The following is a 13,128-nucleotide window of genomic DNA, read 5'->3' as shown; positions in this document are numbered from 1 at the left end:
GACCATGACCGCCTCTCCGGCTCTTCCTCTGCCTCCCGGCTCCACCCTCGGGATCCTCGGCGGCGGGCAACTGGGCCGGATGCTGGCCCTGGCCGCCTCGCGCCTCGGCTTCGACGTGGTGATCCTCGATCCCGAGGAGAACAGCCCGGCCGGCCGTGTCGCCGCCCGCCAGATCGTCGGCGCCTATGACGACCGCTGGGCGCTCAAGCGCCTGGCCGAGGCCTGCCACGTCGTCACCTACGAGTTCGAGAACGTCCCGGCCGACACCGTGGCCGAGCTGACGGCCCTGGGCTGCGAGGTCGCGCCGGGCGCGGCCGCCCTGGCCGCCGCCCAGGATCGCGTCGTCGAAAAGACCTTCCTGGCCGAGATCGGCGTGCCCACCGTGGCCTTCGCCCCGGTCGACGACGAGGAAAGCCTGCTGGCCGCGGTCGCCAAGATCGGCGCCCCCAGCCTCCTGAAGACCCGCCGCGAGGGCTATGACGGCAAGGGCCAGGCCTGGATCCAGCGTCCGGGCGACGCCATCGCCGCCTTCGAGAAGATCGGCCGCCAGCCGGCCATCCTCGAGGCCCCGGCCGATTTCGGCCGCGAGCTGTCGGTGATCGCCGCGCGCGGCCGCAACGGCGAGATCGTCTGCTATCCGCTGTCGGACAACCACCACGAGGGCGGCGTCCTGCGCCGCACCATCGCCCCGGCCAAGGCCACGCCCTCCGAACGCGACCAGGCCGAGGCCATCGCCGCCAAGATCCTCACCGCGCTCGACTATGTGGGCGTGATCGGGGTGGAGCTGTTCGAGCTGGCCGGCGGCAAGCTGCTGGTCAACGAGTTCGCGCCCCGCGTCCACAACACCGGCCACTGGACGCAGGACGGCTGCGAGGTCGACCAGTTCGAGCAGCACATCCGCGCCGTCGCCGGCTGGCCCCTGGGCCCGACGGCCGCCCTGGCCCGCGTCGAGATGACCAACCTGCTCGGTCCCGAGGTCGACGCCTGGAAGAAGCTGGCCGCCGAGCCGGAGACCCGCATCCACCTCTACGGCAAGGGCGAGGCCCGCCCCGGCCGCAAGATGGGCCACGTCAACCGCCTGCGGCCGCTGGAGGGCTGAGGTGGGCGGTCAGGTCACCATCGGCCTGATCGGCGGCATGAGCTGGGAAAGCTCGGCGCATTACTATCGGCTGATCAACGAGGCGGTGCGCGCGCGGCGGGGGCCCACGGCGTCCGCCCGGTGCCTGATGTGGTCGTTCGACTTCTCGCAGATCGAGGCCCTGCAGCACGCCGGCCGCTGGGACGAGCTGGCCGACCGCCTGGCCGACGCCGGCAAGGCGCTGGAGCGGGGCGGGGCCGACTTCCTGGTGCTGTGCACCAACACCATGCACCGCCTGGCCGGCGAGCTTCAGGCCGCTGTCGACCTGCCGCTGCTGCACATCGCCGATCCCACCGGGCAGGCGATCAAGGCCGCGGGCCTGCGCAAGGTCGGCCTGCTGGGCACGGCCTTCACCATGGAGCACGCCTTCTATCGCGGCCGGCTGGAAGAGCGGTTCGGGCTGGAGGTGGTGGTTCCGGACGAGGCCGACCGCGCCCTGGTCCATCGCGTGATCTACGAAGAGCTGGTGGCCGGCGTCGTGCGGGACGAGTCCCGCCAGGCCTATCGCGAGGTCATCGCCCGGCTGGTCGAGGCCGGCGCCGAAGGGATCATCCTGGGCTGCACCGAGATCATGCTGCTGGTTGGCCAGGTCGATAGCCCCGTGCCGGTGTTCGACACCACGACCCTGCATGCGCTGGCTGCGGTCGAGCGGGCGCTGGGGTAAAGATCCTCCCCCTGTGGTGGAGGTGGCCCGAAGGGCCGGAGGGGGGACGTTTTCAGCTTTCGGGGTGCTGGAAATTCATCAGCCACTCCCCTCTCCGTCGCCTTCGGCGACACCTCTCCCAAAGGGAGAGGGTCTCTCTCCTAGCCCCGCGCGTACCGCATCTTCGCCAGGGCGCTCAAAAACTCCGCCGCCAGGTTCGGCGCCTTCACGCCCGCCTTCCACTTTTCGAAGGCCATCACGCCCTCGATGCGGGCGTCCAGGTGCTTGAGGGCCGACTCGCGGCCCGAGGCCAGGTCGACCGCCAGGGTCGAGACCAGGATTCCCGACAGGATGGCCCGCTTGGAATAGTGGTTCTCGTCGGTGGCGGTGTCGCCGGCCCAGCGCCACAGCTGGTCGGCGCTTTCCCACAGCAGCGATAGCGCCAGCGGAAGGTTGGTCGGGAAGGCCAGGAACGCGGCCCAGCGTCGCACGGCCTCGCTGTCGTGGGCGGCGGCGTCGATGCGGGCGATGACGCCCTCGCGGATCTTCTGGCGGATCTTCAGGGCCGCCGGGTCGAACTTGGCCAGCGATTCCATGGCCTTGGCGTCGTGGCGGCGGGCCAGGATGGCGGCGAGATCCCGCGGGCCCTGGGGCAGCAGGAGATCGGTTTCCCCCGGCGACAGCTGGGCCGCCGCGGCGGCGGCGCGGACCAGGCTGGCGTTCCAGCCCAGGCGCGGCGACAGGCGCAGGGCCTCGTCCAAAACCCGTTGTTCGGCCTTGTCGGCCCAATCCTGCGTTGCTTCGGCGGCGGTCTGGCTCATGAATCCGAGTCTACACCGGTGTTTAGCGCTCGTCGCGCATGGACACGCGCCCTTCGCTCTGCTATCTGCCGCCCCTCGTCGCCCGGAAGCACCCCTTCCAGGGCGTAAGGTTTTTATTCGCCCGCCCGGCCCCTCAAGAGGGACTTGGGAAATTGGTCGGGCCGTCGAATGGAGAGTCACCCCTGGTCCAGATTTTCGTCCGCGACAACAACGTCGATCAAGCCCTGAAGGCCCTTAAGAAGAAGATGCAGCGCGAAGGCTCGTTCCGCGAGATGAAGCGCCACGTCCACTACGAAAAGCCCTCGGAAAAGCGCGCCCGTCAAAAGGCCGAAGCCGTCCGTCGCGCCCGCAAGCTGGCCCGCAAGCGCGCTCAGCGCGAAGGCCTGCTGCCGATGCCGAAGAAGGCTTCGCGTTAAGAGCGCCGTCGAGGCGCGGCTCGTCGCGCCTCCGCGTTCCACGCACCCGAAAACAGACGAAACCCGCGCCGGGCGACCGGCGCGGGTTTTGTTTTGGCCGAAAGGTTCCTCCCCCGCTTGCGGGGGAGGGGGACCCCGAAGGGGTGGAGGGGGCGAGACTGGGCGCCGTGCCGGCCGTCGCCCCCTCCGTCACGGCGCCGATGGCGCCGCGCCACCTCCCCCGCACGCTTCGCTACGGGGGAGGAGTTTGGCGAACGAGCCCGCAGCCCTTGCTAAGGGCTCGACGGATCGCCGGACCTCGCCTAGGTTTGCGCGGAACAAGAAGGGAACGCGCATGAGCGGCGACATTCGCATCGGCATCGGCGGCTGGACCTTCGAGCCCTGGCGCGGCCACTTCTATCCGTCCGACCTGAAGCAGAAGGAGGAGCTGGCCTATGCCAGCCGCCAGCTGACGGCGATCGAGATCAACGGCACCTACTATTCCAGCTTCAAGCCCGACAGCTGGAGGAAGTGGCGCGACGAGACGCCCGACGACTTCGTGTTCGCGGTGAAGGCCTCGCGCTTCACCACCAACCGCAAGGTGCTGGCCGAAGGCGGCGAGTCGGTGGGCAAGTTCCTCGACCAGGGCCTGACGGAGCTGGGCGACAAGCTGGGCCCCATCCTCTGGCAGTTCATGCCGACCAAGAAGTTCGACGAGGCCGACTTCGGCGCGTTCCTCGCCCTATTGCCCAAGGAGAAGGACGGGCTGCGCCTGCGGCACGCGGTCGAGGTGCGCAACGACACCTTCATGACCCCGGCCTTCCCGGCGCTCTTGAGGGAGCACGGCGTGGCCGGCGTCTACGCCAAGCACTTCGACTATCCCGAGTTCGCCGACGAGGCCGCCGACTTCGTCTATGCCCGCCTGCAGACGGGCTCGGACGCGGTGGCCACGGCCTATCCCGAGCCTGAGCTCGACGCCTGGGCCGGTCGCCTGAAGACCTGGGCCGCCGGCGGCGCCCCGGCCGACCTGCCGCGCATCGACAAGGCCTCGGTTCCGGCCGCCAGGCAGCGCGACGTCTTCGCCTTCATCATCCACGAGGGGAAGGTCAATGCGCCGCATGGGGCCATGGCGCTGATCGATAGGGTGAAGTGAGACCCTCTCCCTGAAGGGAGAGGTGTCGGCGAAGCCGACGGAGAGGGAAGCGGCTGCGAAGTCGACTCGTTCAGCGGCGGCTGAAAACGGCCCCCCTCCGGCCCTCCGGGCCACCTCCCCCAGAGGGGGAGGATCTTGTCCGACGCCTCGCCAATTAGATGCTCCCCCTCTGGGGGAGCTGTCGGCGTAGCCGACTGAGGGGGTCACCCCGCCGCAGCCGCCGCCATCTCACGCCAGCCCTTGGCCTCGCGGCGGAACCGCGGGTGGGTCTTGGAGAGCCGCTTGTCGAGTTCGGCCAGGGCCTCGCGGGCCTCGGCCTTGCGGCCGGTCTCGCCCAGGAACACCGCATAGCGGGCCATGCCCTCGAAGCCGGGCAGGTGGGCGGCGGCCCAGCGCAGGGAGACGTCGGCCTCCTCGGTGCGGCCCAGCGCCGCCTGGGCCCGGCCCAGGGCCAGGGCGGTCTGCGGCGTGCGGCTCTTCTCGCCCTGCTCGCCCAGGGCCTCCAGCAGCGGCAGGGCCTCGGCGGCGCGGCCAAGCTCGATCAGGCTGTTGGCGCGGGCCAGCATCAGGGCCGGGTCGTCGGCATAATGGCCCTGCAGGGCCTGGGCGTAGATGCGCTCGGCCTCCTCGTGCCTGCCAAGGCCCGTGGCGGCGGCCGCAAGGCGCGAGAGGTTGGTGACGGTCGGGGCGTCCTCGGCGTCGCGGCTGGCCTCGCGATATTCCCGCTGCGGATCCAGCGCCTGGCGGGCGGCGGCCTTCATCTGCTGAGCCTTGGACCCGCCCATGAACTCCGGCGCGATGATGGCCAGCAGGTAGACGATCCCGCCCAGCGGCTGGAACATCAGGATGATCAGCAGCCAATACATCGCCTGGCCCGAGCGCACGACGTGAACGCAGAGGGCGATCGAGAAGATCAGCGACAGGCCGATAGCGGGGAACATCAACAAGGTCTCCGGATGCGTCCCGGCTATGTGTGGCCCCCATGCCGGGCCGTCAATCGGCGAGGCTGCTCCAGGGCGAGGTTTCGCCGCCCGCTTCGGAAGGTTCCCGCAACGCCGCCTCTTGCGCGTCCACTGTGTGTCTGCCTAATGTCGTTATATTGCGAGAGTGCAATCCACTATGTGGGATTATCTCGCAACGAACACATAAGCAGACCGGGCAAACCGGCGCTTGGGTTGGAAACATAAGGGCGGGTCCATGGAGACGCCGCCGTCAGGAGGGACCTATGTCGTCGTCGTCCTCGTATGGTTCGCGTCTGCGGACGGGCTGTTCCTTGGCCGTCCTGATGTCGGCGGCCCTGGCGGCCGGCGCGGCCAGCGCCCAGACAACCTCTCCGCCCGCCGGCGAGACCACCGAGAACGCGGTGGAAGAGGTGATCGTCACCGGCTTCCGCGAAAGCCTGAAGAGCGCGCTGAACGTCAAGCGCCAGTCCTCGGGCGTGGTCGACGCCATCAAGGCCGAAGACATCGCCGACTTCCCCGACGCCAACCTCGCCGAGTCGATCCAGCGCGTGCCCGGCGTGTCGATCACCCGCGTGGCCGGCGAGGGCCGCACGATCACCGTGCGCGGCCTGCCGCCGAACTTCACCCGCGTGCGCATCAACGGCATGGAAGCCCAGTCGACCAGCGGCGCCACCACCAGCGACCGCGGCGCGAACCTTGGCCGGGGCTTCGACTTCAACACCTTCGCCTCGGAGCTGTTCAGCGGCATTGCCGTGCGCAAGACCGCCCAGGCCGAGGTGATCGAGGGCTCGCTGGGCGCCACCGTCGACCTCGACATCGCCAAGCCGCTGGACCAGAAGGGCCGCACCTTCGTGGTCGGCGGCTCGCTGGGCTACAACGACCTGTCGAAGAAGAACGACAAGAAGCTCTCGGCCGTGCTCGGCGACCGCTGGGACACCGCCTGGGGCCAGTTCGGCGCCCAGGCCTCGCTGGCCTGGAGCAAGCGCGAGTTCCTCGAGGACCAGTGGGGCTCGGGCGGCTGGAACCCGGCCACGGTCGACGGCGGCTTCTGCACCCCCGTGGGCCGTCCCATACCCAACCCCGCCTTCAACGCCGCCAACGGCACCGATGCGGCCAACTGCGCCACCGGCGTGCCGCGCCCGGCCGCCAACGACACCGTCTTCGACCTGGGCAACCGCTCGACGGTGTTCTTCCCGCGCCTGCCGCGCTACGGCCGCTTCCACCACGACCAGGAGCGCACCGGCGCCACCCTGGCCCTGCAATGGAAGCCCAGCGAGCGCACCTCGTTCGGCTTCGACGCCCTCTATTCGAACTATGACGTGGTGCGCGAGGAGAACTGGCTGGAAGGCTTCTCGTTCGCCCGGGCCATCAGCCAGAACGGCAAGCCGCAGACGGCCATCCGCGAGCTGATCCTGCGCGAGGCCGGCACGAGCCACACCGCCGGGGTCAACAACGGCCTGCCGGTCTACGACGTGGCCTATGCCCGCTTCGATGGCGTCGACGTGCGCTCCGACACCCAGCACGACGAGTTCCAGAACGTCTTCCAGCAGTACACCTTCAACGGCAAGCACGAGCTGACCGACAACATCACCATCTCGGGCCTCGTCGGCTATTCGAAGTCGGACTACGACCAGCCGATCACCACGACGATCATGTTCCAGCGTCCCAACACGAGCATGACGATCGACTTCCGCGACGATCGCGACCAGCCCAAGATCACCCACGGCTTCAACGTCGCCGACGCCAGCCAGTACAGCTTCGCCGCCCCCAACGCCGAGGTGCGGCTGTCGCAGATCTTCACCACCAACATCTACAAGACCGCCGAGCTGAACCTGGCCTGGGCCGTCGACGACGACCTGACCATCAAGGTCGGCGCCCACCACCACGAGTTCACCTTCGACACCTCGGCCCGCCAGCGCGCGAACAACTTCCTGGTGCCGACCCTGACCACGGCCCAGCTGCAGGCGGTGACCAAGGTGGTCGACGACTTCGGCGGCAACGGCATCAAGAAGGACGTCTTCCCGTCGTCCTGGGCGACGATCGACTACGACAAGTTCGTCTCCAGCCAGAACCTCTACAGCGACAGCGGCATGTACGCCCTGATCCCCAACTACGGCGGCATCCGCCGGGTGGAGGAGAAGGTCACCTCGGCCTATCTGCAGGCTGACCTGCGCACGGAGATCGGCGGCCTGCCGGTGCGCGGCGACGTCGGCTTCCGCATCGCCCAGACCGACCTGGCGTCGCGCGGCTACCAGATCGGGGCCACGCCCCAGCAGGTGACCGCCGAGCACAGCTATCACGACGTGCTGCCGTCGCTGAATTTCGCCGTCGACCTGCGCGACGACCTGGTGGTGCGCTTCTCGGCCGCGAAGGTGGTGTCGCGTCCTGACCTCGGCTTCCTGACCCCGGGCGGCAGCCTGAACCTGACCGGCACGCCGTCGATCGCCTCGGGCAACCCCGAGCTCGACCCGATCCGCGCCACCACCGTGGACCTGGGCGCCGAATGGTACTTCGCCCCGGGCTCGGTGCTGGGCGTGGGCGTGTTCTACAAGGACATCGCCACCTACGTGCAGAACCAGTCCCAGCAGATGACCTTCCGCGAGACCGGCCTGCCGCTGTCGCTGATCGGAACCTCGGGCGTGGATCCCGACAACACCCCGATCACGGTCACCCGCCCGGTCAACACCCCCGGCGGCCCGCTGAAGGGCTTCGAGATCAACTACCAGCAGACTTTCACCTTCCTGCCGGGCTTCCTGCGCCACACCGGCGCGCTGGTGAACTACACCTATGTCGACTCCCAGATCGACTACTTCCTGGCCGCCGGCGGGGTGACCACCAACGACCTCGTGGGCCTGTCGAAGAACGCCTACAACGCCACGCTCTACTACGAGGACGCCAAGTTCAGCGCCCGTGTCTCGGCCTCGTACCGCGACAAGTCGATCGTCGCCCTGCCGGCCAACAACCCGCTGCAGGACGTCGAGGGCTACGACGCCAACCTGACCTTCGACATGGCCGCCTCGTACCAGATCAACGACCGCCTGAAGCTGTCGCTGGAGGGGCTGAACATCTTCGATCGCTTCAACCGGCAGTTCATCGACTCCGACCGCGACAGCACCTTCGTCTACACCCACACCGGCCGGCAGTTTAACCTGGGGCTTCAGTACCGGTTCTGATGTGACCCCCTCTCTCTTAAGAGAGAGGGGGGGGGGGCGCCCCGAAGCGGTGGGAGGGTGAGAGGTTACAGCCTCTCACCGCTTCCATCCTCATCTCGGAAAGCGCCTGGTGCGTATCCGGGACCCGGGGCCGTCGCACTGCGCCGGCCCCTTTCATTGAAGGCGCATCGTAGGTCGTTCCGGCCCGTGCAGAACGCCAGCCAACCGGACGGTCAGCGCCGCGAAGACGTGGTGCTTGGTGCCTCGAAGCGGTCGCCGGAAACTTCCGAGAAGGGTGGAACGCGGACGCTAGCGTTCGTAGCAGAATGAAGGGCCAAGCCGCTTCGCGGAGATCGGTCTCTGCACCGTCACCTTTGAACGCCATAGCCCGAGATGTCCTGCACCGCCAAGGCGTTTCTCGCTGTAGAGCGGATAGTGCGTTCTGCGGCCGGAAAAGGTGACCAAGAAGGGCTGCACTGTGTAACAGTTCCCATTGCCCCTGCTCGTTTCCATGAGAGCTTCTAGACGGGGCCAGTCGCGCCACTCCAGATAGTCTGTCTTCCTCGGATCTGGACGTTCCGTCGGGACCTTGGTCGCGCCATCGACAAACGTCGATCCTTCGAACTCATGGAGCCAGACGCCGGAAAACTGTTGGGTGCGGCCGTTGAAGCCGCCGTCCGAGCACGACGAAAGCGCCAGGCCAAGCGCGATGACGCTGATCCGTGTCAAGTTCATGGCTAAGGTGACCATGTCTGGCAATGTCTGACTAGGGTCGTAAGCGGGAAGCGGCGGCCGCTCCGAAAGGGGATATCCGGCGTGCCCAAGAGCTTGGCGCGGACTGACCAATTCGCGTGGCGCCAGCTTGGGCCGACGGTGAAACCTCTCACCCTCCCGCGCCTCTGGCGCGGGCCCCGCCCTCTCTCTCGGAGAGAGGGATTTTCAGTCCCGCGGCTTCTTCGGGTCGGCCTTGGGGGAGGGGGCCAGGCGCAGGACCTCGGCCTGGTAGCGCTCGTCGTCGCCGGCGGCGGCGAAGGGCAGGGCGTCGGTCACCGCGTCCAGCAGCGGGTCCAGCCACTGGTGCTCGACCTTGTGGAAGTCGCCCAGCACGTAGTGCATGACCATGGCCTTGTCGCCCGGGTGGCCCACGCCGATGCGGCCGCGGCGGAAGGCGTCGCCGATCTGGCTGGTCACCGAGCGGATGCCGTTGTTGCCTGCCGCCCCGCCGCCGGCCTTCATCCGGAAGCGGCCCGGAGCCATGTCGATCTCGTCGTGGAAGACGATGACGTCGGCCGGCGACAGCTTGAAGAACTTCATGGCCTCGCCGACGGCGCGGCCGGCCTCGTTGTAATAGGTCTTGGGCTTGAGCAGCAGCAGCTTGACCACGCCGTCGGGCGTCTGCACCTGCCCCTCGCAGGCCAGGCCCTGGAAGCGCGCGCGCCAGGGCGCCGTGCCCCACTTCCGCGCGATGGCGTCCACGGCCATGAAGCCGACGTTGTGGCGGTTCTTCTCGTATTTGGCTTCGGGATTGCCGAGGCCGGCGAGGATCAGCATGGCGCGGTCCTGAAATGGTGGAGCGAAACCCTCGTCCGGAGTTCATCCTCGGGTCGATCTTCGATCGAGCCCGGGGGACAAGCTCAGGATGAGGATTTCGAGCGGGCCTTCCAGTAGTCCTCACCCTGAGCCTGTCGAAGGGCGAGGGCGGAGCCCCCAAACGAAAACGGGCGGACCCGAAGGCCCGCCCGTCTCTTAGGTCAGTTCGGTCGTCAAGCCGAGCCTGGATCAGCCTTCGGTCGTGGTGTCGCCGGCGTCCGACTGGGCGGCCGACGAGGCCTTCAGGGTCGCGATCACGAAGTCGCGGTCCACGGCCGGCTTCACGCCTTCCGGCAGCTTCACTTCCGAGATGCGGATGGTGTCGCCGATGTCGTGCGAGGCCAGGTCGATGACCAGCTCTTCGGGGATCTGGTCGGCCGGGCAGGCCAGTTCGACGGTGTGACGGATCACTTCCAGCGAGCCGCCCTTCTTCAGGCCGACCGAGGTTTCGTGGTTCTTGAAGTGCACCGGCACTTCGATCTTGATCAGCTGGTGCTCGCCGACGCGGAACAGGTCGAAGTGGATCGGCTCGTCGGTGACCGGGTGGAACTGGACCGACTTGGCGATGACCGATTGCTTGTCTTCGCCGTGCTGCAGGGTGACCAGGTGGCCGAGCAGCTTGCCGGTGTAGAGCGCCTTGCGGAATTCGTTGGACTTCACCGCGACGTTCACGGGGTCCTTGTCGCCGCCGTACAGGACGCCGGGGACGAGGCCGGCGCGGCGGGTTTCACGGGCGCCGCCGGTGCCGGCGCGCTCACGGATTTCAACGTTCAGGATGATCTCGGCCATGTCAGTTCTCTCTGGAGGGCCCATGCCCTCGGAATGCGAAATCGCCGCACAAGGCCGGATTGCCCCGCTCGGTCGACGTTTTCAGGAGGGCGCCCAATACACGAAGAGGGCCGCCGGTGCAATCCGGCGGCCCTCTCGCTGTCAGCCGGGGATGGCTGGATCAGGCTTTCTTCTTCTTCACGGCCGCCGGCTTGGCGGTCGTCTTCTTCTTGGCGGTCGGCTTTTCCGGCGGCGGGGGCGGCAGGGGCTCGACCGGCATCGGCGCGCCCGAGGCCTTGATGACGCAGGCGCCGGTGTCGATCATGATGTGCTGGCCTAGGCAGAAGATGTCTTCGTAGTGGGGCTTGGACACGGCCAGGCACTGGTAGAGGTTCAGCTTGGCCATGTTCAGGCACGAGGCGCTGCTGGGCTCGGCCATGATGGCGTCGATGGTGGCCATGTTCTCGTCGCCGGCGGCGCCCAGGGCGGCCAGGGCGGCCACGGCCATGCTGCGGATCACCAGCGGGCGATAGGGCGGCGGAGCCGAGCGCGGACCGGCCTGGGCGGTGGTCGTGTCGAGCGCGGCGTCGATGTTGGCGGCGGCCGGCGCCGGCGCCGGCGGGGCGTTGACCGTCACCAGGACCGATTGCTGCAACTGGGCCACGTCGGCGGTGTCGGCCAGGGCCGGGACGGCCGAGGCGGTCTTGGCGTAGGCCAGGCGCGCGTCGCGCTCGGTGACGAAGCCCTTGGACCAGGCCACGCGCTGCACGTCATAGGCCGACTGCTTCACCTTCTTGCCGGCCTGGTAGACCTTGAGGCCGTCGGCGCCGAGGGTGTCGATGATGCGGGCCGCGGCGGTGTCGCTGCCCTTGAAGCCGACGGCGTAGGCCGGGTCGGCGATCAGCTGGCTGATCACCTGCTGGCGCTGGGCCGGATCGGCGGCGAAGGCGCGCACCGAGGCCACGAAGGTCGGGTCCTGCAGGGCCAGCACCGCGCCGTACGACATGGCGCCGCTGAGGAAGTGCTTCTGCTCGTAGCCGACGCCGACCTTCAGCGAAGCCTGGATCTGCTCGCCGTTCTGGAAGTTGGCGTCGATGGCGCCGGCGCGCTGCATGTAGCCGCGGAAGGCGCTGGCGCGCTCGACCACCTTGCTCGACAGGGTGATGGGCGGCGGGGCTGGCGGGGCCTTGACGACAGGCGGGGGCGTCGGCGCGGGCGGGGTGGAGCAGCTGGCCAGGATCGAGGCCGCGGCGAGCGCGACGGCCGTGATGGCGGCGTGCGGACGCAGGTTGAAAAGCATGCTGACGACATCCCCGTGTGACTGGAGCCGGCTTAACATCGCCGACAGGCGACATTGTGACAGTCAGTCCGTTAACCAGACTTTGACAAGCGGGGCTATGTCGCGATTTCCGCGAGAGCTCAGATTCCGTTGGATATTTCGCCGACGGAAAATGTGGCGCCGATGTGGCGGCGCGGTTTCGGGGGTTAACGGCGGACCCTGGCTCCTGCTCCGACCAATCCCGCTTTTGTGGGGATTGGTCGGAACAATAGGTCCTTTAGTCGAACAGCTTCGACACCGACTCTTCGTTGGCGATGCGGCGGATGGCCTCGCCGATCAGCGGGGCGCACGAGACGTAGCGGATCTTCGGGCAGGCCTTGGTGACGTCGGAGGCCTCGATGGAGTCGGTGACCACCAGTTCGGTCAGCACCGAATTGGCCACGCGCTCGGCGGCCGCGCCCGACAGCACGCCGTGGGTCACGTAGGCGCTGACCGAGACGGCGCCGTGGTTGATCAGGGCCTGGGCGGCGTTGCACAGGGTGCCGGCGGAGTCGGCGATGTCGTCGAACAGGATGCAGCGGCGGCCTTGCACGTCGCCGATGATGTTCATCACTTCCGACTGGCCCGGGCCCGAGCGGCGCTTGTCGACGATGGCCAGGTCGGCGTCGTCCAGGCGCTTGGCCAGGGCGCGGGCGCGCACCACGCCGCCGACGTCCGGCGAGACGACCATCAGGTCGTCGCCCAGCGGGTAGTTCTTGATGATGTCGTCGGCCAGCAGGCGCGAGGGCAGCAGGTTGTCGGTCGGGATGTCGAAGAAGCCCTGGATCTGGCCGGCGTGCAGATCCATCGTCAGGACGCGGTCGGCGCCCGAGCGGGTGATCAGGTTGGCCACCAGCTTGGCCGAGATCGGGGTGCGTCCGCCGGTCTTGCGGTCCTGGCGGGCGTAGCCGAAGTAGGGCAGCACCGCGGTGATCCGCTTGCCCGAGGCGCGCTTGAGCGCGTCGATGCAGATCAGCAGTTCCATCAGGTTGTCGTTGGCCGGATAGCTCGTCGACTGGATGACGAAGACGTCCTCGCCGCGGACGTTCTCGTCGATGGTGACGAACACCTCGAGGTCGGCGAACCGGCGCACCTGGGCGCGGGTCAGCGGCATGTCGAGGTACTCCGCGATGGCCTGGGCCAGCGGACGGTTGGAGTTGCCGGACAGCAGCTTCATTTTGGATTCTC

At 68.1% G+C, this 13,128-nt stretch carries 12 protein-coding genes; 5 read left to right on the top strand and 7 right to left on the bottom strand.

Going from position 1 to position 13,128, the window contains the following annotated elements; translation table 11 throughout:
* Positions 1–4 precede the first annotated feature (4 nt).
* Entirely contained in the window at positions 5–1,099 is a 1,095-nt protein-coding gene (locus SGCZBJ_RS13790; protein ID WP_101718577.1) for a 5-(carboxyamino)imidazole ribonucleotide synthase, read from the top strand.
* A 1-nt stretch (position 1,100) separates the two neighbouring features.
* Positions 1,101–1,802, top strand: coding sequence for an aspartate/glutamate racemase family protein (locus tag SGCZBJ_RS13785; RefSeq protein ID WP_101718576.1), 702 nt, complete (start codon positions 1,101–1,103; stop codon positions 1,800–1,802).
* A gap of 140 nt (positions 1,803–1,942) precedes the next feature.
* On the opposite strand, the gene SGCZBJ_RS13780 is transcribed toward SGCZBJ_RS13785, so the two are convergent.
* Entirely contained in the window at positions 1,943–2,602 is a 660-nt protein-coding gene (locus tag SGCZBJ_RS13780; protein ID WP_101718575.1) for a COQ9 family protein, read from the bottom strand.
* Between the two features lie 182 nt (positions 2,603–2,784).
* Between SGCZBJ_RS13780 and rpsU the strand changes: the two genes are divergently transcribed.
* Together rpsU and SGCZBJ_RS13770 are read left to right on the top strand one after the other, a co-directional pair.
* Entirely contained in the window at positions 2,785–3,018 is a 234-nt protein-coding gene (gene rpsU / locus SGCZBJ_RS13775) for a 30S ribosomal protein S21 (RefSeq protein WP_081612876.1), read from the top strand.
* A 334-nt stretch (positions 3,019–3,352) separates the two neighbouring features.
* Entirely contained in the window at positions 3,353–4,150 is a 798-nt protein-coding gene (locus tag SGCZBJ_RS13770; protein WP_101718574.1) for a DUF72 domain-containing protein, read from the top strand.
* A 203-nt stretch (positions 4,151–4,353) separates the two neighbouring features.
* On the opposite strand, the gene SGCZBJ_RS13765 is transcribed toward SGCZBJ_RS13770, so the two are convergent.
* Positions 4,354–5,091, bottom strand: a complete 738-nt coding sequence (locus tag SGCZBJ_RS13765; RefSeq protein ID WP_101718573.1) for a tetratricopeptide repeat protein — start codon at positions 5,089–5,091, stop codon at positions 4,354–4,356.
* A gap of 332 nt (positions 5,092–5,423) precedes the next feature.
* Here SGCZBJ_RS13765 and SGCZBJ_RS13760 point away from each other — a divergent pair, with 332 nt between their 5' ends.
* Positions 5,424–8,285 (top strand): TonB-dependent receptor, encoded by a 2,862-nt coding sequence (locus tag SGCZBJ_RS13760; RefSeq protein WP_240621505.1) that lies wholly within the window; start codon positions 5,424–5,426, stop codon positions 8,283–8,285.
* Between the two features lie 288 nt (positions 8,286–8,573).
* On the opposite strand, the gene SGCZBJ_RS25415 is transcribed toward SGCZBJ_RS13760, so the two are convergent.
* The 5 genes from SGCZBJ_RS25415 to SGCZBJ_RS13740 form a co-directional block, all read right to left on the bottom strand.
* On the bottom strand, positions 8,574–9,014 hold the full coding sequence (locus SGCZBJ_RS25415) for a hypothetical protein (protein ID WP_133149262.1): 441 nt from the start codon (positions 9,012–9,014) through the stop codon (positions 8,574–8,576).
* A gap of 189 nt (positions 9,015–9,203) precedes the next feature.
* Positions 9,204–9,815 (bottom strand): aminoacyl-tRNA hydrolase, encoded by a 612-nt coding sequence (pth, locus tag SGCZBJ_RS13755; RefSeq protein ID WP_101718571.1) that lies wholly within the window; start codon positions 9,813–9,815, stop codon positions 9,204–9,206.
* A gap of 228 nt (positions 9,816–10,043) precedes the next feature.
* Complete coding sequence (locus tag SGCZBJ_RS13750) at positions 10,044–10,643, bottom strand: 50S ribosomal protein L25/general stress protein Ctc (protein WP_101718570.1); 600 nt, start codon at positions 10,641–10,643, stop codon at positions 10,044–10,046.
* Between the two features lie 160 nt (positions 10,644–10,803).
* Positions 10,804–11,922, bottom strand: coding sequence for a hypothetical protein (locus SGCZBJ_RS13745; RefSeq protein WP_101718569.1), 1,119 nt, complete (start codon positions 11,920–11,922; stop codon positions 10,804–10,806).
* Positions 11,923–12,178: 256 nt separating this feature from the next.
* A complete protein-coding gene (locus tag SGCZBJ_RS13740; RefSeq protein ID WP_101718568.1) occupies positions 12,179–13,117 on the bottom strand; it encodes a ribose-phosphate pyrophosphokinase in 939 nt (312 codons plus the stop codon).
* Positions 13,118–13,128 lie beyond the last annotated feature (11 nt).

It is taken from the genome of Caulobacter zeae (assembly GCF_002858925.1).
GTDB lineage: Bacteria > Pseudomonadota > Alphaproteobacteria > Caulobacterales > Caulobacteraceae > Caulobacter > Caulobacter zeae.
The sequence above is the reverse complement of the archived record's forward strand: the minus strand, read 5'-3'. Positions and strand labels throughout refer to the sequence as shown.